The sequence below is a fragment of the Sphingomonas sp. BE138 genome, from assembly GCF_031456125.1.
Taxonomy (GTDB): domain Bacteria; phylum Pseudomonadota; class Alphaproteobacteria; order Sphingomonadales; family Sphingomonadaceae; genus Sphingomonas.
Genome location: NZ_JAVDUC010000001.1, coordinates 472,651 through 493,793, shown reverse-complemented (window position 1 = coordinate 493,793; position 21,143 = coordinate 472,651). Strand labels below are relative to the sequence as shown.

Genomic DNA, 21,143 nt, shown 5'->3' with positions numbered 1-21,143 from the left:
GAAGTGCGCCGGGTCCGGATCGCCCATTCCGTTCGCGCCGGGCTTGTCGAAGTGCGCTGGGTCTGAATCACCCACTCCGTTCGAACTGAGCTTGTGAAAGTCCCTGGGTCTGGATCACCTGCTCCGTTCGCACTGAGCTTGTCGAAGTGCGTGCCCCACACGCCCGCACGGTTCAGATTCGGACCGCCCTATCCTACATCATCGCCATGACCGAACATCTCGACGTGCTGATCGTCGGCGCCGGCCTGTCGGGGATCGATGCCGCCTATCACATCGGCCACGACCGCCCCGACCGCCGCTGGGCGATCTTTGAGGCGCGCGACGCGATCGGCGGGACGTGGGATCTGTTCCGCTATCCCGGTATCCGCAGCGACTCGGACATGGCGACGCTCGGCTTCCCGTTCCATCCGTGGCGCGGCGAGAAGGCGATCGCCGACGGGGCCGACATCCGCGACTATATCCGCGACACCGCGCGGACCTTCGGCATCGACCGGCACATTCGGTTCGGGCACCGGGTCGTCGCCGCCGACTGGTCGTCCGCCGACGCGGTCTGGACGGTCACTTACGAAGCGGGCGGAGAGCGCGCCCAGCTCACCTGCACCTTCCTCTTCCTCTGCTCGGGCTATTACGATTACGCCCGCGGCCACACCCCCGCATGGCCGCGCGTCGAGGAGTTTCGCGGCACGATCGTCCACCCGCAGGCGTGGCCCGACGATGCCGAGGTCACCGGCAAGCACGTCGTGGTCATCGGGTCGGGTGCGACCGCGGTCACGCTCGTTCCCGCTTTGGTCGATCGCGGCGCCGCGCATGTCACCATGCTCCAGCGCTCGCCCACCTATATCGTCTCGATGCCCGCGCGCGATCGCGTCGCCGCACGCCTCCGCCGCCGCCTGCCCCGCGCATTGGCCGATCGTGCGATCCGCTGGAAGAACATCGCCTACGGCATGGTGACCTATAACCTCGCGCAGCGCCGCCCCGCGCTGGTCAAGCGGAAGATCGCCGACCAGCAGCGCAAGGAACTCGGCGAGGCGTTCGACATCGCGACCCACCTCACCCCGCGCTACGATCCCTGGGACCAGCGGCTCTGCCTCGTGCCCGACGGCGACCTGTTCCGCGTCCTGCGCGATAGCCGCGCGACGATCGTCACCGACCGGATCGCGCATTTCCAGGACGACGGCATCGCCCTCGCCTCGGGCGAGACGCTCACCGCCGATCTGGTGGTCACCGCCACCGGCCTGACGCTCCAGATGATGGGCGGCGCCACCCTGTCGCTCGACGGCCGCCCCGTCGATCCGGGGCAGCACCTGCTCTACAAGGGCGCGATGCTCGGCGGCGTGCCCAACCTCGCCTTCGCGATGGGCTATACCAACGCTTCGTGGACGCTCAAAAGTGACCTGACCGCGCGTTTTGTGGCCCGATTGCTCGATCACATGCGCAACTGCGGTGCTATTTTCGCGGTCGCCGATGCACCCGCTGATACCGCGAGCGATGAATCGGTGCTCAACCTGAGCTCCGGCTACATCCAGCGTGCGCGCGCGCTGCTACCCCGGCAGGGAAAACGCGCACCCTGGCGCACCCACCAGAACTATGTGCTGGACGCGCTGGCGATGCGCCGCCGCCTCGACGACGGCGTGCTGCGGTTCGAACGAAGGAAGGCGCGCTAAGCGGCTGTTATTCGACGGTAACGCTTTTCGCCAGGTTACGCGGCTGATCGACGTCGGTGCCCTTGGCGACCGCGACATGGTACGCCAGCAACTGCACCGGCACCGCATAGACGATCGGCGCGATCAGCGGGTGGACCTTCGGCATCGTGATCGTCGCCACGCACCCGTCGCCCGCCGCCTCGACGCCGTCATAGTCGCTGATAAGCAATACCTTACCGCCGCGGGCCTGCACTTCCTGCATGTTGCTGACGGTCTTGTCGAACAACGGTCCGGACGGGGCGATCACCACCACCGGCACGTTTTCGTCGATCAGCGCGATCGGCCCGTGCTTCATCTCGCCTGCCGCGTAACCTTCCGCGTGTATGTAGCTAATTTCCTTGAGCTTAAGCGCGCCTTCCAGGGCCAGCGGATAGTCGGTCCCACGCCCCAGGTACAGCACGTCCCGCGCCCCTGCGATGACCCCCGCGATCCCCTCGATCGGCTCGTCATACGCCAGCGCGCCGTTGATCGCCGCCGGTGCTTCCGCCAACTGCCTGACGATGCTGCGTTCTTCGGTCTCGCTCAGCCGACCCTTCGCCTTGGCGAGGTTCGCCGCCAGCGCGGCCAGCACCGCCAATTGGCACGAGAATGCCTTGGTCGACGCCACGCCGATCTCCGGTCCGGCGTGTGTCGGCAGCAGCAGGTCGGCCTCGCGCGCCATCGTGCTGGTCGGCACGTTGACCACCACCGCGATCGTCTGCCCTTCGCTGCGCGCATGACGAAGTGCCGCCAACGTGTCAGCAGTCTCGCCGGACTGGCTGATAAACAACGCCAATCCGCCCTCTTCCATCACCGGCGCGCGATACCGGAACTCGCTGGCGACATCCAGATCGACCGGTACGCGCGCGAACTGCTCGAACCAATATTTGGCGACCATTCCCGCGTAGAAGCTGGTGCCGCATGCCACGATCGTGACCCGGCGAATCCCCGACAGGTCGAAATCCGGGATCGGCAACACGATCTTGCCTTCGAACCGCTGCAGGTAGCTGCGCAGCGTCTGCGCCACCACGATGGGCTGTTCGTAGATCTCCTTCTGCATGAAATGGCGGTGATTTCCCTTGTCGATCAACGCGCCGGTAACGCCCGATATCGTCACCGGCCGCTCGACCGGCTGGTTGGCGCGGTCATAGACCTGCGTGCCATCGCGCGCGCAGACCACCCAGTCGCCCTCCTCCAGATAGGCGATCCGCTGCGTCAGCGGCGCGAGCGCCAGCGCGTCGGAGCCGAGATAGGTTTCGTCCTCGCCATAGCCGACCACCAGCGGCGAGCCGAGCCGTGCGCCGATCAACAATTCGGGATGGCTGCGGAACAGGATCGCCAGCGCGAACGCACCGTGCAGCCGCGGCAGTACTTCCCGCACCGCCTCGACCGGAGTCTTGCCGCCCTCGACCTGCTCGCTGATCAGGTGCGCGACCACCTCGGTATCGGTCTCGCTGGTGAAGACCCGTCCGCGCGCCTGCAACTCCTCGCGCAGCGGCTTGAAATTCTCGATAATTCCGTTGTGTACGACCGCCACCTCGTCCGTGGCATGAGGATGGGCGTTGTTGGTCGTCGGCCCGCCATGAGTCGCCCAGCGCGTATGCGCGATGCCGGTCGTGCCGGGCAGCGGATGCGCGGCCAGCTCCTTGCCCAGGTTGACCAGCTTGCCCGAGGCACGCCGCCGCGCGATCGCGCCGTCGACGATCGTCGCGATCCCCGCGGAGTCATAACCGCGATATTCGAGCCGCTTCAGCCCGTCGAGCAGACGATCGGCCACATCCTCATGCCCCAGGATACCGACGATACCGCACATCTTACTGGCCCTTCTTCTTCGCCGTCATCGCGTCGCGAAAGCGCTTCGCCCAACCGCCGCGCTCTTCCTGCCGACCGCGTGCCAAGGCAAGTGAATCCGCGGTAACGTCCCGGACAACCACCGAGCCCGCCCCGACGATCGCCCCGTCACCGATCGTCACCGGCGCGACCAGCGCGCTGTTCGACCCGACGAACGCGCCCACGCCGATCTTCGTACGGTACTTGAAGAAGCCGTCGTAATTGCACGTGATCGTGCCCGCACCGATATTCGCGCCTGCGCCGATCTCGGCATCGCCGATATAGGTCAGGTGGTTCACCTTCGCGCCGACGCCGACCTCCGCCTTCTTGATCTCGACGAAGTTGCCGATCTTGGCTCTCTCCGCCAGCGTCGCGCCGGGGCGCAGCCGCGCGTAGGGCCCGACCTCCGCGCCCGCGCCGACCGACGCGCCCTCCAGGTGGCTGAACGCGTGGATGGTCGCGCCGTCCGCCACCGTCACGCCGGGGCCGAAGACGACGTTCGGCTGGATCGTCACGTCGCGTCCCAGCACGGTGTCATGCGCGAACCACACCGTTTCCGGCGCGATCAGCGTCGCGCCGTCCGCCATAGCCTGAGCCCGTCTCGCGCGCTGCCACGCCGCTTCGACTCCCGCGAGCTCACCGCGGCTGTTGACGCCCGCGACCTCATCGGCATCGGCCTCGATGACCGCCGCCGCGCCTGACAGCTCGACCACGTCGGTCAGATAATATTCACCCGCCGCATTGTCGTTGCGCAACCGATCGAGCAGCGCGAACAGCGCCTCGCCCCGCACGGCCATTAGCCCTGAATTACACAGTGTTACCGCCCGCTCTTCAGGATCGGCATCCTTGAACTCGACGATCCGCTCCAGCCGGTCGCTGCCCGGCGCGACGATCAACCGCCCGTACGCTCCCGGGTCGGCCGGCCGAAATCCCAGCACCACCACCGCCGGCGCATCGCCGGCATTCAGCCGCGCGATCATCGCCCGCATCGTCTCGGCACGCACCAGCGGTACGTCGCCGTAGAGGATCAGCACATCGCCCGCGAACCCCGCCAGCGCCTCGCGCGCCTGCATCACCGCATGGCCGGTGCCGAGCTGCTCGTTCTGCACCGCAATCTTCGCCCCGACCGGCGCGACCGCCGTCTCGACCTGTTCGCGCCCAGCGCCCGTCACCACCACCGTCCGCTCGGGCGACAGCGTTTCGGCGGCCGCCAGCAGGTGCAGCAGCATCGGCCGCCCGGCGATCGGGTGCAGCACCTTGTGCAGATCGGATTTCATGCGGGTGCCCTTGCCCGCGGCGAGGACGACGACGGCGGTCTTGCGGCTCGACATGGCGCCGCCCTGCCACCCTTTGCTTGCCATTTCCAGTAGCGCGCGGCAACGCCCGCAGCCGATGACCAGCTTCCCCTTCCCGATCGTCGGCTTCGACCTCGATGGCACGCTCCTCGATACGTCGGGCGATCTCGCCGCGGCGCTCAACCATGCGCTGGTCAGCGCCGGCCGGCCGACGCTGCCGGTCGAACGAGTCAAGCCGATGATCGGCGGCGGCGCGCGGCACATGCTGGCGCAGGGCATGGCCGCCACCGGCGGGTGCAGCGAGGCGGAGCTCGACGTGCTCCAGGCGCGGCTGCTCGATCATTACCGCACCAACATCGCGGTGTTCACCCGTCCCTTCCCCCACGCCATGGACGCGCTCGACCGTCTGGCCAACATGGGGGTCACGCTGGCGGTGGTCACCAATAAGCTCGAGTCGCTCGCGCGTCAGATCCTCGACGAGCTGGCGCTGACGGCGCGTTTCGCCACCATCATCGGCGGCGACACGATGGGGCCGGGCAACGGCAAGCCGTCGCGGATGCCGATCGACGCAATGGTGGCGCGTTGCGGCGGCGGGCGCGCGGCGTTCGTCGGCGATTCGATCTACGACATCACCGCCGCGCACGCGGCCGGGCTGCCCGCGATCGCCTGTTCGTTCGGCTTCCTGATGCAGCCGGTCGAGGAGCTCGGCGCCGATGCAGTGATCGACGGCTTCGACGACCTCATCCCCACACTGGAGCGACTGGCATGACCGAAGTCCGCGTGCCATGGTTCTTCGTGCTGATCGTCGCAACGGTCTTCGCAGTTGGAATGGCGTTGATCCCGCGCCCGATCCAGATGGAGGTCGGCGACAAGTGGCAGCATATGGCCGCGTTCGGGACGCTGACGTTGCTGTCGGTGCTCGCCTTTCCGTCCGCCTCGCTGCTGCGCATCGGCGAGCGGCTGTCGTTCCTCGGCGCGATGATCGAGGTGCTGCAGTCGATCCCTGCGCTGCACCGCGACTGCGACATCATGGACTGGGTCGCCGACACGACGATCATCGTCGGCGTGCTCGTCGTGGTACGGGTCGGTCGCGAGATGCGCGGCGCGCGCTGATCGCCCCTGCCCTTCCCGACGCGGCTGCGCTATCGCAGCCGGCGTGATCGACGAAATTCCCTTGCGCACCTGGCTGGCGGTCGCGATCGCCGTGGCGACCGCCGCGGTCGTGTTCCTGCTCTCGGGCGACGGTCAGGCGGCATTGGCGGCGCTGGCGGGCGGCGCCGCGCTGGTCGTCATCGTCGCCACCATCCCGGAGGAACTCGCCGCCGACAGACCCGCGCCTGCCGCTCCCGCGCCGGAGCTGCCCGCCGAAGCGGTGGTGGAAGCGATCACCGATCCCGTGCTGGTGCTGCGCGGCGGGCGCGTCACGCTCGCCAATGTGGCCGCGCGGCGGCTGCTGGGCGCGCACATCCTGGGGGAGGACGCGCGCGTCGCCATTCGCCATCCCGGTGCCGCCGAACATCTCGCGCATGGCGCCGCCGAACCCGTCGATCTCGTCGGCATCGGCACGCTCGATCAGCGCTGGCAGATGCGCGCCGCCGCGATCGACGACGACGCGCGGCTGGTCCAGCTCGTCGACCGCACCGGACAGCACGCCGCCGAGCGGATGCGCGTCGATTTCGTCGCCAACGCCAGCCACGAGCTGCGCACCCCGCTCGCCTCGATCCTCGGCTATGTCGAGACGCTGGCCGACGAGGCCGGGGAGGACGCCGGGCTGCGCAAGCGCTTCCTCGGCATCGTCTTCGACGAGGCGCGGCGGATGGAGCAGCTGGTCGAGGACCTGATGAGCCTGTCGCGGATCGAGGCCGAGAAATTTCGCGAACTGCGCGCCGCGATCGACCTCGGCGCAGTGGCGCACGAGGCGGCAGATGCACTCGCCACCACGCACGGAGACCGGGGCACCGACATCCGCCTCGACATCGGCGACACGCTGCCGCTGGTGACCGGCGACAGCGCGCAATTGTCGCAGCTGATCCACAATCTGATCGGCAATGCGATGAAATACGGGCGCGCCGGGACGCCGGTCGAGGTGATTGTGTCCGCGCAAGGACAGAACGTCTGCATGACCGTGACGGATCAGGGTGACGGCATCCCGCCCGAACACCTCCCTCGCCTCACCGAGCGCTTCTACCGCGTCGACCCCGGCCGCAGTCGCTCGGTCGGCGGGACCGGGCTCGGGCTGGCGATCGTCAAGCATATCGTCGAGCGGCATCGCGGCCGGCTCGACATCGCCAGCACGGTTGGAGTCGGCACGCGCGTCACCGTCACGTTGCCGGCCGTGCCGAAGCAGCTGTCATGAAGGCGTAACCTCTATGTCACACGGCGCGCTGCGTGAGCGGGCCCGTGTCGGCGCCCACCAGCGGGGGAACGATGTCGCGCTTCGTCCAGGCGCTTGCAGCCATGCTGCCGCTCGCGTGCGCGGGCGGGCTGGCGGCGTGCGTCGATCAGGCGGCAGGCGGCGGCAGCGGATCGCGCGACCAGATCACCGCTGTCGGATCCTCGACTGTCTATCCGTTCACCACGATCGTCGCCGAACGCTATTTGGCCGACACGCCCCAGGCGCGCCCGCCGGTGATCGAGTCGACCGGCACCGGCGCGGGTATCAAGCTGTTCTGCGCCGGCGTCGGCGCGGCGCACCCCGACATTGGCGATGCCTCGCGCCGCCTGCGCCGTGCCGAATATGACGAATGCGCGCGCCACGGAGTCACTGCGGTGCTGGAGGTGCAGATCGGCATCGACGGCATCGCCTTTGCCGAGGCGCTCGAGGGCCCGCGTATGGCGCTGACCCCGGCCGACATCTACCGCGCGCTCGCCGCCGCACCGTTCGGGCGCCGCAACGCCGCGCGGACGTGGCGCGACGTCAACCCGGCGCTGCCGGCGATCCCGATCCAAGTCTATGGCCCCCCCGCGACCAGTGGTACGCGCGACGCGCTGGCCGAGCTCATCATGGCCAGGGGCTGCGAAGCGGTCGAGCCCGACACGCTGGAGCTGCACGAGCGCGATCCCGACGCCTTCGCCGCCCGTTGCCAGCGGCTACGCGAAGACGGCGCCTATGTCGACGCGGGCGAGAACGACAATCTGATCGTGCAGAAACTGCGCTCCAACCCCGATGCGCTCGGCATCTTCGGCTACGGCTATCTCGAGCAGAACGCCGGCGTGGTGCGCGGCGTAACGCTGAACGGCGTCGCGCCCAACTACGCCACGATCGCGTCGGGCAGCTATCCCGGTGCGCGCCCGCTCTATATCTACGTCAAAAAAGCCCATCTGCGCGCGATCCCCGGCCTTCGTGCGTTCCTGCGCCAATATGCCGCTTTGTGGGGCACGGACGGTCCGCTGGTGCGCCGCGGGCTGATCGCCGCGCCGATTGCCGTGCAGCGCCGATCCGCCGCGATCATCGCCAACGAGATCGCGCTCGACCCGCGCGAGCTGCGCTGATGTCGGCGCTCGCGCTTCTTTTCCTGATCGCCGCGCTCGGGCTGATCGGCTGGGTGACCGCCCGCACCCGCGCGTTGCGCTTCCGCGCCAGCAGTGCGCGGCGGTTCAGCTCGCTGCCGCAGCATCACGGCTGGTTCGTCGCGATGTGGACGCTGGTGCCGGCCCTCGTCTTCCTCGCCGTCTGGCATGTCGTCGCTCCGGCACTCGTCACCGATGCGGTGCTCGCGACCCCGCTTGCCGCGGCGCTGCCCCCGCCGGGGCTCGACCGCGCGGCGATCCTCTCGGAGGCACGCAACCTCTCCAACGGCGACGCCTGGGGCGCCTTTCATCCGCTGTCGGAGCAGCTCGCGCCCGCCTATACGCAGGCGCAGGCGCGATACGACTGGATCGCCACCGCCATTGCGCTGCTGCTCGCCTTCGGCGGCGGCGCGGTCGCATTCCTGCGCGTCCGCCCCGGCTTCTCGGCACGCACGCAGGTGGAACGGGTGGTCATGGCGCTGCTGCTGATCGCATCGCTGATCGCGATCCTGACCACGATCGGCATCGTCGCCTCGCTGCTCGGCGAAAGCGTCCGCTTCTTCCGGATCGTGCCGATCGGGCAGTTCCTGTTCGGCACGCACTGGAGCCCGCAGGTCATCGACTATCGCGATCCCGGCGCGACGCTGGGCGCGGTGCCGCTGTTCTGGGGCACCTTCTTCATCGGCGCGCTCATCGCGATGGCGGTTGCGGTGCCGCTCGGACTAATGAGCGCGATCTATCTGACCCAATATGCCCGCGACACCACCCGTCGCTGGATGAAGCCGATGCTGGAGGTGCTCGCGGGCGTCCCCACCGTCGTCTACGGCTATTTCGCCGCGCTCACCGTCGCGCCAGCGGTTCGCGACCTGGGCGTCGCGCTCGGCATCCGCTGGGCCTCGTCGGAGAGCGCGCTGGCGGCGGGCGTGGTGATGGGGGTCATGATCATCCCGTTCGTCTCCTCGATGGCCGACGACTCGCTCTCCGCGGTGCCGGCCTCGATGCGCGACGGCAGCCTGGCCATGGGCGCGACCGCCTCGGAGACCATCCGCAAGGTCCTGGTACCCGCCGCGCTGCCCGGCGTCGTCGGCGGGGTGCTGCTGGCGGTCAGCCGCGCGATCGGCGAAACGATGATCGTCGTCATGGCCGCCTCTGGGGTCGCCACCCTCACGCTCAACCCGTTCGCCAGCACCACGACCGTTACCAAGCAGATCGTCGACCTGCTGACCGGCGAGGCGGCGTTCGACTCGGCCAAGACGCTCGCCGCCTTCGCACTCGGTCTCACCCTGTTCGTCATCACGCTGCTGCTCAACGTCATCGCGCTGATCGTCGTGCGCCGCTACCGCGAGGCGTATGAATAAGCGGCTGCCCGAGCGCCAGCCGACCGACTGGCAGACCGCGGCGATGCAGCGTCGCGTGCGCCGCCGCTATGCCGCGGAGCGTCGCTTCCGCCTGCTCGGGCTGGCGGCAGTGTTCGTCTCTGCGGCGTTCCTCGTCTATCTGCTCGCCACGATGGTGGTGCAGGGCGCCAGCGGCTTCACCGAGACCCGCATCGCGCTGCCACTCGACCTGCGCGGGCAGGTCTCGCTGGCGCCGGCGCAACGGCAGGGGGAGCGCGCCGACCTGGCGCTCGCCGCCGCGGGACTCGAGGATGCAGTCGACGCTGCCGCAGGCAACGCCTACCGCGCGCAGGGCGGCGCCGCGCTGCTCTCCGACGGTGCGTGGCTGCGCGTCCGCGATGCCATCAAGCACGACCCGGCACTGCTGCGCACCCGCGCCGTCATCGACGTGCCGGTCGCGACCGGGATCGACATGGCATACAAGGGCGACGGCACCCGCGAAAACGAGGCGATCGTCGCCGCACTCGGCGACCGGCTCTCGCTCGGGCCGAACGTCAGCTTCTTTACCGGTGCCGATGCGACCGATCCGACCCGCGCCGGCATTTGGGGCGCACTCAAGGGCTCGCTGTTGACGATGGTCGTCACGCTCGCGCTCGCCTTCCCGATCGGCGTGCTGTCGGCGCTGTATCTGGAGGAATATGCGCCGCGCAACCGCTGGACCGACCTGATCGAGGTATCGATCAACAACCTCGCTGCGGTGCCGTCGATCATCTTCGGTCTGCTCGGGCTCGCGGTGTTCCTGGGCACTTTCCACATGCCGCGCTCCGGCGCGATCGTCGGCGGGCTCACGCTTGCGCTGATGACGATGCCGGTGATCGTCATCGCCAGCCGCAACGCGATCACCGCGGTGCCGCCGTCGATCCGCGATGCCGCGCGCGCGCTGGGCGCCTCGCCGATCCAGGTCGTCTTCCACCACGTCCTGCCGCTGGCGCTGCCCGGCATCATGACCGGCACGATCATCGGCATGGCGCGCGCGCTGGGCGAGACCGCGCCGCTGCTGATGATCGGCATGCGCGCCTTCATCGCCGCGCCGCCGGGCAAGCTGACCGACCCGGCCACGGTCCTGCCGGTGCAGATCTTCCTGTGGTCCGACGACGTGCAGACCGGCTTCGTCGAGAAGACGTCGGCGGCGATCATCGTCCTGCTGGTCGTACTGCTCGCGATGAACGGCGTCGCGATCTACCTACGCAACCGTTTCGAGACCCGCTGGTGATGTCCAACCTGCCTCCCAAGATGACCGCCACCGGGGTCAATGTGTTTTACGGTCGCAAGCAGGCGATCCGCGATGTGTCGATCGATGTGCGGCGCGAGGACGTCACCGCTTTCATCGGCCCCTCGGGATGCGGCAAGTCCACCTTCCTGCGCACGCTGAACCGCATGAACGACACCATCGCCGGCGCGCGCGTCGAGGGTGACGTGCGGCTGGACGGCGAGGACATCTATGCCAAGGCGATGGACGTGGTGCAGTTGCGCGCGCGCGTCGGCATGGTCTTCCAGAAGCCGAATCCTTTCCCCAAATCGATCTTCGAAAACGTCGCCTACGGCCCGCGCATCCATGGCCTTGCGCGCTCCAAAGCCGATCTCGCGCAGATCGTCGAGCGTTCGCTGACCCGCGCCGGTCTTTGGAACGAGGTCAAGGACCGCCTCGCCGACAGCGGCACCGCATTGTCGGGCGGGCAACAGCAGCGGCTGTGCATCGCGCGCGCGATCGCCGTCGATCCGGAGGTGATCCTGATGGACGAGCCATGCTCGGCGCTCGACCCGATCGCGACCGCGAAGATCGAGGAACTGATCCACGAGCTGCGCGGCCGCTATGCGATCGTGATCGTGACGCACAACATGCAGCAGGCCGCGCGCGTCAGCCAGCGGACGGCCTTCTTCCACCTCGGGCAGCTGGTCGAATACGGCGACACCTCGGACATCTTCACGAACCCGCGGCAGGATCGCACGAAGGACTACATCACGGGCCGGTACGGCTGAGGAACGACATGGCGCATACCCAGGAACATACCGTCAAGGCCTTCGACCAGGATATCGGGCAGCTGCGCGGGCTGATCTCGCAAATGGGCGGGCTCGCCGAAAGCGCGATCGCCGACGCGATGGTGGCGCTGCAACGCGGTGACGCCACGCTCGCCGCACGTATCGCCGCCGACGACAAGAAGATCGACGCAATGGAGGCGGAGGTCGAGCGCACCGCCGTACGCATCATCGCATTGCGCGCCCCGATGGCGGACGACCTGCGCGAGGTGGTGGCGGCGCTGAAGATCGCCAGCGTGATCGAGCGGATCGGCGATTATGCCAAGAACATTGCACGGCGCGTGCCGCAGATCGAAAGCGAGCACCGTATCGAGCCGTTGTCGATCCTGCCGGCGATGGGTCGCATGGCTGCGGCGATGGTCCACGACGTGCTCAACGCCTTCGCCGCGCGCGACCCGCAGTCCGCGCTGGAGGTATGCGAGCGCGACAATGCGCTCGACGATTTCTACGACAGCATCTTCCGCACGCTCGTGACCTATATGGTCGAGAATCCCAAGACGATCAGCGAGTGCGCGCAGCTGTTGTTCGTAGCCAAGAACCTCGAGCGGATCGGCGATCACGCCACGAACGTCGCCGAGATGGTCTATTTCGCCGCAACCGGGGTGCGGCTCGTGGAACGCGAAAAGGGAGTCGACTGATGGCCAAGGCGCGCATGTTGCTGGTGGAGGACGACGCCAGCCTGGCCGAACTGCTCGTGTGGCATTTCACCCGCGAGCATTTCGACGTCCAGCACACGATCGACGGTGAGGAGGCGCTCCTGCTCGCCAAGGAAACGCCGCCGGACATCGTGCTGCTCGACTGGATGGTCGAGGGCATTTCCGGGATCGAGGTCTGCCGTCGCCTGCGTCGCGCGCCCGAGACGCAGAACGTCCCGATCATCATGCTCACCGCGCGCGGCGAGGAGGAGGATCGCGTACGCGGGCTGGAAACCGGCGCCGACGACTACGTCACCAAGCCGTTCTCGCCCCGCGAACTGGTGGCGCGCGTCGGCGCGGTGCTGCGCCGCGTGCGTCCCGCGCTCGCCGGCGAGCAATTGACCTATGCCGATCTCGAGATGGATACGGTCGGGCACAAGGTGCGCCGCGGTGGCGACGTGGTGGCGCTCGGGCCAACGGAATTCCGCCTTCTCAAGCATTTCCTCGAACATCCCGGCCATGTCTTCTCGCGCGAACGCCTGCTCGACAGTGTCTGGGGGCATGACAGCGACATCGAAAGCCGTACGGTCGACGTCCACATTCGCCGTCTGCGCAAGGCGATCAATGAAGGCGGGCGTCCCGACATCATTCGTACTGTCCGTTCAGCGGGTTACGCGCTCGACACGGGCCATTGAATCCTGGCGCCGCGCGAGCGGCGGACCTTTTTTCTGCCGTGGGGCGTTGGCCGGACCGCGTGATAACGACGCGTTTCTCACCGAACGCACACGGCAGGAGAAATATAAGATGAAGACCATTCTTCTCGCAGCAGCAGCGGCGATCGCCTTCCCGACGATGGCGACCGCGCAGGAAACTCCGCAGACGACCACCGGCACCCCGGACACCGGTGCGGCGCCTGCCACAAGCACCATGGACCCGGCGACGACCACCGCTGACCCGTCCACTGCGCCGCAGACCGATACCACCACCCCGGCCCCGACGACGCAGGCCGATCCGAGCGGCACGATGCCGTCGACCACCCCCGACGCGAACGCGCCGACGTCGCAGACGACCGGCGGCGCGATGGGGTCGACCGGCGGGTCGATGAGCGCGGGCGGCTATCAGCCATCGCAGCCGGCCGTCTCGGGCACGCCGCAGCCGGGCGCGACCGTGCGCTACCAGCCGGCCGCGTCGCCGTCGCAAGCCTTCCCGCCGCCGGCACCGAAGGACAGCTACCCGATCTGCAAGAAGGGTCAGTATGACGGTTGCATGCAGGCCAGCGACGCGCGCAAGGCGCCGCGCCGCCGCCGCTAAGCCGGATCTTCTCGGACCGACATTGCGTGGGTTCGAAGAATGAGTATGGAGGGCGCTTCATCCATTGCGGAGGGAGCGCCTTTTCCATGTCGATCCGTTTCGACGATCGCGTCGCCATCGTAACCGGGGCCGGCGGCGGGCTCGGCCGGGAGTATGCGCTCGAACTCGCCCGCCGCGGCGCGCGCGTGGTCGTCAACGACCTGGGCGGCGACCGCAGCGGCAACGGCGCGTCCGACGCCGCGCTGTCGGTCGTCGAGGAGATCCGTACCGCAGGCGGCACCGCGATGGCCAACGGTGCCAGCGTCGCCGACCACGAACAGATGGCCGAGATGGTTGCGCGTGCGCGCGAGGCGTGGGGCGGCGTCCATGTCCTCATCAACAACGCCGGCGTGCTGCGCGACAAAACGTTCGCAAAGATGACGCCCGATGACTTCGCCTTCGTCGTGCAGGTCCACCTCCTTGGCACTGCCTATGCGACCAAGGCGTGTTGGGATGTGTTCCGCGAACAGAATTACGGCCGCGTGCTGATGACGTCCTCGTCGTCGGGGCTGTTCGGCAATTTCGGGCAGGCGAATTACGGCGCCGCCAAGCTGGGGATCACCGGCCTCGCGCGGACGCTGCACCTGGAAGGCGCGAAGCACGACATCCGCGTCAATACCATCGCGCCGACCGCGGGCACGCGCATGACGGAGGGGCTCTTCCCCGACGCCGCCTTTGCGGCGTTCGCGCCAGAAAAGGTCGTGCCCGCCGCCTTGTTCCTCGTCAGCGACGATGCGCCGTCCGGGCAGATCGTCGGTGCGGGCGCCGGTGTGGTGCAGGCGAGCTACATCACCTTGACCCCCGGCGTGGCGCTGCACGGCGACGACCTGTCGCCGGAGGGCGTGGCGCAAGCGTGGGCCGCGATCACCGATCGCAGCGGCGAGATCGTCCCCTCGTCGGGTGCCGAGCAGGCGATGCTGATCGGACGGACGTTGCAGGGTTAGCACGCGCGCGTCGACCCTCTGGACGGCGGCGCGGCGATGCCGCAAAGGCGATGATGCTGCCGGGCAACACGCGCGGCGTCCTGTCGCCTGGCGCCGCCGCGGCGCCGTCCGGAGATGATCGATGATCCGCGTGATTTACCGCTCGCTGCTGACCACGATCGTCAATGCGATCGCCGGCGCGCTGCCCGACGATCCGTTCAGCTCGCGCGGACGCGCGCTTCTCTACCGGCTGCTCTCGGCGCGGTTCGGGCGCGCGCCGACCGTCAAGGGCGGATGCCGCATCAATGGGCTCGGCCTCGTCGTCGGCGACCGCGCCTTCATCAATCGCTCGTGCTATTTCGACCTGTCGGCGCGGATCGAGATCGGCAACGACGTGGTCGTGGGCCACCACACCTTGTTCGTTACCGCCAACCACGAACTGGGCGACGAACGCCGGCGCTGCGGCGCCGTGGCGCCCGCGCCGATCGTCGTGGAGGATGGAGCCTGGATCGGCTGCCGCGCGGTCATCCTGCCCGGCGTGCGGATCGGGCGCGGCAGCGTCGTCGGGGCCGGCTCGATCGTCACGCGCGACGTGCCCCCCAATACCGTCGTCCGTGGTACGCCCGCCGTGGCGACCCGCCCGCTCGAGCCGCTACTGCCCGCCGGCTGAAGCGTCTACTCCTCGACCAGCTTCATCAGCCGTCGCTCGACCGGCGCGAGCACCGGCCCCAGCTCGTGGCCGCGCCGGATCACCTGCCCCGCCTCGCCGACCAGCGCCCACATCCCCTGCCGGTTGCGCAACGCCGGGCGCTTCTCGATCCGGAACTCGGGCCGTTCGGCGGCGCGGCGGAACGCGGCGAAGACCGCCGCTTCGCGCCCGAGATCGATCGCATAGTCGCGCCAATGCCCGGCGGCGACCATCCGCCCGTACAAGTCGAGGATGCGCCCCAGCTCGGCGCGGTCGAAACCGACCTGTCCCTGCCCCCGCGCTCCGGAAGGAAATGGCGTGACGATCCCCATCAGGCGCGGTCGCGCTCCTGCACGCCCTCACCCTGACCGACGCCGCCCTGCTCCTCGATCAGCGCATCGAGCCGTTTCTTCATCGCCTCCAGTTCGCAGCGCAGCGTCTCGACCTTCTGCGTCGCCGGATCGAACAGCTCGCGGCACGGCGTGCCATAGGGGACGAAGCGCGGCGGCTCGGGCGCGGCACCGCCTTCCACCATCGTCGGGCGCGCCGGAATGCCGACCATCACCGCGCCGGCAGGCACGTCGCGGGTGACCACGGCATTGGCGCCGATCCGCGCCCGCGGGCCGACCGTGATCGGTCCCAGCACCTGCGCGCCCGATCCGATGATTGCGCCATCGGCGATCGTCGGATGGCGCTTGCCCGCCACCCCATTGTCGGGGCTGGTGCCGCCCAAGGTCACGCATTGATAGATCGTGACATCGTCGCCGATGTGCGCCGTCTCACCGATCACCACAAAACCATGGTCGATGAAGAAGTTGCGCCCGATCGACGCGCCCGGATGGATGTCGATCGCGGTCGTCGCGCGCGCGAAATGGTTCACGATCCGCGCGGGCAGGTACAGTTTCGCGCGGTACAGCCGGTGCGCGATGCGGTGCCACGCCAGCGCCCAAACGCCCGGATAGGTCAGCACTTCCCATCGCGAATGCGGCGCCGGGTCGCGGGCGCGGATCGAATCCAGGTAATCGAACAGTCGCGTCATCCGCGTCCCCTTATTTCTTGCGCGCAAGATAGAGCGTCGGCGCGCCGGTTTCCATAAGCAGCGCTATCGGCCGGGAAACGGTATTTTCCTATCGCCGGCATGGGATATGGAGGAAGACACACGCGACACGTCGGCACGCTGCCGGCGAAGGGGAAGCAGATGCAGGCGATCACGCAACTCGACCTTTCCGGCCTGCTGCCGTTCATCGCGGTCGGCTTCGGCGCGCAACTGGTCGACGGCGCGCTGGGCATGGCGTTCGGCGTCATCTGCAACACCTTGCTGGTGGCGGTCATGGGCCTGCCCCCGGCGCGTGCCTCCGCGAACGTGCATATCGTCGAGACGTTCACGACCGCGATCTCCGGGATCAGCCATGCCATCACCGGCAACATCGACAAGCGACTGTTCCTGCGACTGCTGGTCCCCGGCGTCATCGGCGGCGTCGCTGGCGCCTACCTCCTGACCAACATCGATGGCGCGGTCGTGAAGCCATATGTGCTGGGGTATCTGGTCGCCATCGGCATCTACCTGCTGATCCGTGGCCTGATGTTCCCGCCGCAGGTCAGCAAGCCCAAGATCGTCGAGCCGCTCGGGCTGTTCGGCGGGTTCATGGATGCGGCGGGCGGCGGCGGCTGGGGCCCGATCGTCACCTCCAACCTGCTGGTACAGGGCGTCGAGCCCCGCAAGGTCGTCGGCACGGTCAGCGCGGTCGAATTCTTCCTGACCGCAACCGTTTCGGCAACGTTCCTCTACCATCTTGGGCTGAAGGACTTCGCCACTGCGACCGTCGGGCTGCTGATCGGTGGTGTGTTCGCGGCCCCGTTCGGCGCGTTCTTCGCCAAGCGCATTCCGATGAAGGTGATGCTGGTGCTGGTCGGCGCCGTGCTGACCATCACCAGCACCTATGGTTTTATCCGTGCGGTGCTGATGTAGATGCACGCCATCCCGGTGTGGGCGGGGATGGCGTGACCAGGCGTTACGCGCTGACCGCGTGCACCGTCGCGACGGCCTTCATCACGGAGGCGATGCGCGCTGCGGTCTGGATCACCTCGGCGGTGACGCCCGCCTTCTTGAGCACCTGCTCGTGGCTGTCGATGCACATGCCGCAACCGTTCATCGCGCTGACCGCCAGGCTGAACAGCTCGAAGTCGACCTTGTCGATCCCCGGCGCGCCGATCACGTTCATGCGCAACTTGGCCGGCATCCGGCTGTATTCCTCGTTGCTGGCGAGGTGCGTGAAGCGATAATAGACGTTGTTCATCGCCATCACCGCCGCTGCCGCGCGGGCCGCGGTCGCGGCTTCCGGCGACAGCTTGCCTTCGACCTCGGCCTCGGTCGCCTCGACCAGCGGCTTGTAGCCCGACCCGTGCGCGCAGGCGAGCAACGTGCCGTACTTGCGCTGGTCGTTCAGAACCGTTTCGTTCAGCAACGAGCCGACGTTCAGCCGGATGTCCTTCGCGAAATCGGGCAGCGTGCCCGCGAATTCCTTGAGTGCCATCGTAAATCTCTCGATTTGAAAATGCGTCACCCCAGCGGAGGCCGGGGTCTCCCTCTGGCAGAGAGACCCCCGCTCTCGCTGGGGTGACGGGAAATCAGAGGAGCGGGAGCGATCGCCCCCGCCCCACCTTGAATCAGGCCGCAACCTGCAGGACGTCATCGCCCTTGTTCCAGTTGCACGGGCACAGTTCGTCGGTCTGCAGCGCGTCGAGGACGCGCAGCGTCTCGGCCGGGTTGCGGCCGACGTTCAGGCCGTTGACCTGCACCGCCTGGATCACGTTGTCCGGGTCGACGATGAAGGTGGCGCGGAACGCGACATGCTCGTTCTTGTCGAGAATGCCGAGCGCCTCGGCCAGCTTCGCGCCATTGTCGGCCAGCCACGGGAAGTCGGCCGCCGCCAGGTCCGGATCCGACTTGCGCCACGCCAGGTGGACGTGCGCGGTGTCGGTCGAGGCGCCGATCAGCACCGCGTCGCGGTCTTCGAAATCACCCTTGATCTGGCTGTAGCCGACGATCTCGGTCGGGCACACGAAGGTGAAGTCCTTCGGCCAGTAGAACAGTACCTTCCACTTGCCCGGATAGGCGGTGGTCAGGTCCAGCGTCTCGCCGTTCGGCAGCGCGCTCGTGCCCTGCTGCACGGGGACGGTGAGGGCGGGAAAGGTATCGCCGATGGTCAGCATGTCTGGCTCCTCTAAGACAAAATCCGGAGTTCCAGCCATCCTCTCGATACGCCGGGCAGCTGCCGCCGCCTCTTGTTGCCGCTGATATAGGGGGCTTCGCGTGATCGAACAAATCGTCTATTTTTCCTCCAGTAATCGTCGGAGGCGATGAATGGCCGCAACCTACCTGCCCACGCTCAAGCAGCTGCAATATCTCGTCGCGCTGAAGGACCACGGCCATTTCGGCCGCGCCGCCGAGGCGTGCTTCGTGACGCAATCGACGTTGTCGGCAGGGCTGCGTGAGCTGGAGACGCTGATCGGCGTGACCCTCGTCGAGCGCACGCGCCGCGTCGTGCGCTTCACCCCGCTCGGCGAGCAGATCGCCGCCAAGGCACGGGTCGTCTTGCGCGAGGCGGAGGAACTCGGCGACCTCGCGCGCGCCGCCGGCCGCCCGCTATCGGGCGAGCTGCGGATGAGCGTCATCCCCACGATCGCGCCGTTCCTGCTGCCCCGCATCCTGCCGCGGCTGCGGCGCGACTATCCGGATCTGAAGCTGTTCCTGCGCGAGGAGCCGAGCGGCGTCGCGTGCGAAGCGCTGCACAACGGGCGCACCGATTGCGTGCTGCTGGCCCTTCCCTACGCCTGCGGCGAAGTGACCGTCCTCAAGCTGTTCGACGACCGGCTGTTCCTCGCCTTTCCGGAGGACGAGATGCCCGCCGGCACCGCCAGCATCCAGCCCGAGGACATCGACGAGGCGCGGCTGCTGCTGCTTGAGGACGGACATTGCCTGAAGGAACATGCGCTTGCGGCGTGCAATCGCACGGAGCTGCGTGCGGAGGCCACGATGCTCGGCACCTCGCTGCACACGATGGTCCAGATGGTCGATAACGGTCTCGGCGTCACGATGCTGCCCAAGATCGCGCTGGATGCCGGCATCCTCGACCATACGCGTGTCGTCGCACGTCCGCTCGACGCCGCCGCGCCGGTCCGCACGTTGGCGCTGGTCTGGCGTCGCGCCTCTCCTAGGGAGCGCGACTTTCACCTCCTGGGCGAGCTGTTGAAGACGAGTGCCTGAACGCGATTGACGCGCAGTCGCAACGGGCGCAGCATCGCGATCTGGAGCTCGTCGTTCGTCGGGCATGATGCCTGCGCGGCGCCTCCGGTCGGAGGGTTCGTCTCATGGCTTATGCGGCTCGGTTGGACAATTCACGGCGCTTCACCACGATCGCGGGCGTCGCCGCGATCCACGGCCTGATCGGCTACGTCTTCATCAGCGGCATGGCGACCAGCTTCGTCGCTTCGGTGTCGAAGCCGTTCGTCACCACCAACATCCCGATCGACACCCCGCCTCCGCCCGACCGCATCCCGCCCAAGCTGGAGAAGGTGACGCCGCAGCAACCGACAAAAGAGGTCCCGCCGATCGCCCCACTGACCCATAGCGTGGCGACGCCGACCGATCAGGTGCGAATCATCGAGTACACGCTCCCATCCTTCCCGCTCACCGGCACCGGAGAGGCGGTCACCGTCACCCCGCCGGCTCCGCCCGTTACGGTCAGCAAGGCGAGCGGCGTGGCGGCAATCGGCAACCGCGGCGGCTGGATCACCACCGACGATTATCCGCCCTCGGCATTGCGTGCCGAAGAGGAAGGCGTGGTCGGCATCACGATGCGCGTTGGCGCCGACGGCCGCGTGACCTCGTGCGCGGTCACCGCGCCTAGTGGCCACGCCTCGCTCGATCAGGCGACCTGCCGCCTCTACCAGCGGCGCGCGCGCTTCGCGCCCGCGCGCGATGACGGCGGCACGCCGGTCGCAGGCACCTTCACCGATCGGGTGCGGTGGGTGCTGCCGCTGTAGCCGGGCGCCAGCGCGCCGCGGCATCGTCGTCGGCGGCGCGCGCCTCGACCCAGCGGCTCGCGCCGTCGACCGTCTCGCGCTTCCAGAACGGCGCAACGGTCTTCAACCGGTCGATCAGGAACGCGCACGCCTCCAGCGCGGCGGCACGGTGCGCCGAGCAGGCGCCGACGAACACGATCCGCTCACCCGGCGCCATCGGACCGACGCGGTGGACGATCGTCGCCGCTGCCAGCGACCAGCGCGCGGTCGCCTCCTCGGCCAGCTGCAACAGCGCCGCCTCGGTGGCACCGGGGTAATGTTCCAGTTCCAGCGTCGCGACGCCGTCGTCGGCGCGCACCAGCCCGGTGAACGTCGCGACCGCTCCGCCCTGCTCCAGCGCGGCCAGCTCGACGGCAACGTCGATCGCGTCGCGCGAGACGACGACCCGGATCATCCGCCCGTCACCGGCGGAAAGATCGCCACCTCGCGCGCCCCCTGAATCGCAGTGTCGAGCGGCACGAACGCCTGATCCACCGCCGCACGCAACCGCGCCGGATCGGCAAAAGCCGCGGCATGGCCGGCGCTGCGCGGCGTCAACCACGCGACCAGATCGGCGACCGTCGCCACCTGGTCGGGCGGCGTCACATCCTCTTCGGGAACGCCGATCCGCTCGCGAACCCAGGCGAAATACAGCAGTTTCATGCGTGTTCCTATCGACCCGTCCGGCCATTTGGTTCGACATTGCGAGCGCCGCGTGCGCTGACAACGGGA

Annotated in this window: 24 protein-coding genes; 16 read left to right on the top strand and 8 right to left on the bottom strand. The window is 68.2% G+C overall.

What is annotated here, in order from left to right; all coding sequences use genetic code 11:
* Nucleotides 1–206: 206 nt before the first annotated feature.
* On the top strand, nucleotides 207–1,664 hold the full coding sequence (locus tag J2Y58_RS02145; RefSeq protein WP_310098004.1) for an NAD(P)/FAD-dependent oxidoreductase: 1,458 nt from the start codon (nucleotides 207–209) through the stop codon (nucleotides 1,662–1,664).
* Nucleotides 1,665–1,671: 7 nt separating this feature from the next.
* On the opposite strand, the gene glmS is transcribed toward J2Y58_RS02145, so the two are convergent.
* Both glmS and glmU read right to left on the bottom strand, forming a co-directional pair.
* Complete coding sequence (gene glmS / locus J2Y58_RS02140; protein WP_310098001.1) at nucleotides 1,672–3,495, bottom strand: glutamine--fructose-6-phosphate transaminase (isomerizing); 1,824 nt, start codon at nucleotides 3,493–3,495, stop codon at nucleotides 1,672–1,674.
* 1 nt (nucleotide 3,496) lies between these two features.
* A complete protein-coding gene (gene glmU, locus J2Y58_RS02135; RefSeq protein ID WP_310097998.1) occupies nucleotides 3,497–4,843 on the bottom strand; it encodes a bifunctional UDP-N-acetylglucosamine diphosphorylase/glucosamine-1-phosphate N-acetyltransferase GlmU in 1,347 nt (448 codons plus the stop codon).
* Between the two features lie 61 nt (nucleotides 4,844–4,904).
* Between glmU and J2Y58_RS02130 the strand changes: the two genes are divergently transcribed.
* The 12 genes from J2Y58_RS02130 (at nucleotide 4,905) to J2Y58_RS02075 (ending at nucleotide 15,329) form a co-directional block, all read left to right on the top strand.
* Nucleotides 4,905–5,576 (top strand): HAD-IA family hydrolase, encoded by a 672-nt coding sequence (locus J2Y58_RS02130; protein WP_310097995.1) that lies wholly within the window; start codon nucleotides 4,905–4,907, stop codon nucleotides 5,574–5,576.
* Nucleotides 5,573–5,920 (top strand): hypothetical protein, encoded by a 348-nt coding sequence (locus J2Y58_RS02125; protein WP_310097992.1) that lies wholly within the window; start codon nucleotides 5,573–5,575, stop codon nucleotides 5,918–5,920. Before J2Y58_RS02130 ends, J2Y58_RS02125 begins: the two co-directional genes overlap by 4 nt.
* A 43-nt stretch (nucleotides 5,921–5,963) precedes the next feature.
* On the top strand, nucleotides 5,964–7,163 hold the full coding sequence (locus J2Y58_RS02120) for an ATP-binding protein (protein WP_310097989.1): 1,200 nt from the start codon (nucleotides 5,964–5,966) through the stop codon (nucleotides 7,161–7,163).
* A gap of 71 nt (nucleotides 7,164–7,234) precedes the next feature.
* Nucleotides 7,235–8,299, top strand: coding sequence for a substrate-binding domain-containing protein (locus J2Y58_RS02115; protein WP_310097986.1), 1,065 nt, complete (start codon nucleotides 7,235–7,237; stop codon nucleotides 8,297–8,299).
* A complete protein-coding gene (gene pstC, locus J2Y58_RS02110; protein ID WP_310097983.1) occupies nucleotides 8,299–9,675 on the top strand; it encodes a phosphate ABC transporter permease subunit PstC in 1,377 nt (458 codons plus the stop codon). Before J2Y58_RS02115 ends, pstC begins: the two co-directional genes overlap by 1 nt.
* The gene (gene pstA, locus J2Y58_RS02105; RefSeq protein WP_310097980.1) at nucleotides 9,668–10,927 is read left to right on the top strand and encodes a phosphate ABC transporter permease PstA; all 1,260 of its coding nucleotides are present in this window, start codon (nucleotides 9,668–9,670) and stop codon (nucleotides 10,925–10,927) included. Before pstC ends, pstA begins: the two co-directional genes overlap by 8 nt.
* Complete coding sequence (pstB, locus tag J2Y58_RS02100) at nucleotides 10,927–11,694, top strand: phosphate ABC transporter ATP-binding protein PstB (protein WP_310097977.1); 768 nt, start codon at nucleotides 10,927–10,929, stop codon at nucleotides 11,692–11,694. Before pstA ends, pstB begins: the two co-directional genes overlap by 1 nt.
* A gap of 8 nt (nucleotides 11,695–11,702) precedes the next feature.
* On the top strand, nucleotides 11,703–12,389 hold the full coding sequence (gene phoU / locus J2Y58_RS02095; RefSeq protein ID WP_310097972.1) for a phosphate signaling complex protein PhoU: 687 nt from the start codon (nucleotides 11,703–11,705) through the stop codon (nucleotides 12,387–12,389).
* A complete protein-coding gene (gene phoB, locus J2Y58_RS02090; RefSeq protein ID WP_310097969.1) occupies nucleotides 12,389–13,081 on the top strand; it encodes a phosphate regulon transcriptional regulator PhoB in 693 nt (230 codons plus the stop codon). The genes phoU and phoB overlap by 1 nt, the downstream gene beginning before the upstream one ends.
* 109 nt (nucleotides 13,082–13,190) lie before the next feature.
* On the top strand, nucleotides 13,191–13,697 hold the full coding sequence (locus J2Y58_RS02085; RefSeq protein WP_310097966.1) for a hypothetical protein: 507 nt from the start codon (nucleotides 13,191–13,193) through the stop codon (nucleotides 13,695–13,697).
* 86 nt (nucleotides 13,698–13,783) lie between these two features.
* On the top strand, nucleotides 13,784–14,680 hold the full coding sequence (locus tag J2Y58_RS02080) for an SDR family NAD(P)-dependent oxidoreductase (protein WP_310097963.1): 897 nt from the start codon (nucleotides 13,784–13,786) through the stop codon (nucleotides 14,678–14,680).
* A 121-nt stretch (nucleotides 14,681–14,801) separates the two neighbouring features.
* The gene (locus J2Y58_RS02075) at nucleotides 14,802–15,329 is read left to right on the top strand and encodes an acyltransferase (RefSeq protein WP_310097960.1); all 528 of its coding nucleotides are present in this window, start codon (nucleotides 14,802–14,804) and stop codon (nucleotides 15,327–15,329) included.
* Nucleotides 15,330–15,334: 5 nt separating this feature from the next.
* Here J2Y58_RS02075 and J2Y58_RS02070 read toward each other — a convergent pair whose 3' ends face one another.
* Together J2Y58_RS02070 and epsC are read right to left on the bottom strand one after the other, a co-directional pair.
* Nucleotides 15,335–15,679, bottom strand: coding sequence for a DUF2794 domain-containing protein (locus tag J2Y58_RS02070; protein ID WP_310097957.1), 345 nt, complete (start codon nucleotides 15,677–15,679; stop codon nucleotides 15,335–15,337).
* Entirely contained in the window at nucleotides 15,679–16,386 is a 708-nt protein-coding gene (gene epsC / locus J2Y58_RS02065; RefSeq protein WP_310097954.1) for a serine O-acetyltransferase EpsC, read from the bottom strand. Before epsC ends, J2Y58_RS02070 begins: the two co-directional genes overlap by 1 nt.
* A 159-nt stretch (nucleotides 16,387–16,545) precedes the next feature.
* On the opposite strand from epsC, the gene J2Y58_RS02060 reads away from it, so the two are divergent.
* Nucleotides 16,546–17,316 (top strand): sulfite exporter TauE/SafE family protein, encoded by a 771-nt coding sequence (locus J2Y58_RS02060; protein ID WP_310097951.1) that lies wholly within the window; start codon nucleotides 16,546–16,548, stop codon nucleotides 17,314–17,316.
* A 43-nt stretch (nucleotides 17,317–17,359) separates the two neighbouring features.
* On the opposite strand, the gene J2Y58_RS02055 is transcribed toward J2Y58_RS02060, so the two are convergent.
* Nucleotides 17,360–17,881, bottom strand: a complete 522-nt coding sequence (locus tag J2Y58_RS02055) for a carboxymuconolactone decarboxylase family protein (RefSeq protein ID WP_310097949.1) — start codon at nucleotides 17,879–17,881, stop codon at nucleotides 17,360–17,362.
* A gap of 133 nt (nucleotides 17,882–18,014) precedes the next feature.
* Nucleotides 18,015–18,560: a peroxiredoxin gene (locus tag J2Y58_RS02050; protein ID WP_310097946.1), complete on the bottom strand. Its 546-nt coding sequence runs from the start codon at nucleotides 18,558–18,560 to the stop codon at nucleotides 18,015–18,017.
* A gap of 151 nt (nucleotides 18,561–18,711) precedes the next feature.
* On the opposite strand from J2Y58_RS02050, the gene J2Y58_RS02045 reads away from it, so the two are divergent.
* Nucleotides 18,712–19,614, top strand: coding sequence for a hydrogen peroxide-inducible genes activator (locus tag J2Y58_RS02045; protein WP_310097944.1), 903 nt, complete (start codon nucleotides 18,712–18,714; stop codon nucleotides 19,612–19,614).
* 104 nt (nucleotides 19,615–19,718) lie between these two features.
* Nucleotides 19,719–20,393 carry a TonB family protein gene (locus tag J2Y58_RS02040; protein ID WP_310097940.1) on the top strand — a complete coding sequence of 225 codons (675 nt, stop codon included), beginning with the start codon at nucleotides 19,719–19,721 and terminating at the stop codon, nucleotides 20,391–20,393.
* Here J2Y58_RS02040 and J2Y58_RS02035 read toward each other — a convergent pair.
* Both J2Y58_RS02035 and moaD read right to left on the bottom strand, forming a co-directional pair.
* Complete coding sequence (locus tag J2Y58_RS02035; RefSeq protein WP_310097937.1) at nucleotides 20,359–20,826, bottom strand: molybdenum cofactor biosynthesis protein MoaE; 468 nt, start codon at nucleotides 20,824–20,826, stop codon at nucleotides 20,359–20,361. The two genes, J2Y58_RS02040 and J2Y58_RS02035, sit on opposite strands and share 35 nt — an antisense overlap.
* Nucleotides 20,823–21,074 carry a molybdopterin converting factor subunit 1 gene (gene moaD / locus J2Y58_RS02030; RefSeq protein WP_310097934.1) on the bottom strand — a complete coding sequence of 84 codons (252 nt, stop codon included), beginning with the start codon at nucleotides 21,072–21,074 and terminating at the stop codon, nucleotides 20,823–20,825. The genes J2Y58_RS02035 and moaD overlap by 4 nt, the downstream gene beginning before the upstream one ends.
* Between the last annotated feature and the right edge of the window lie 69 nt (nucleotides 21,075–21,143).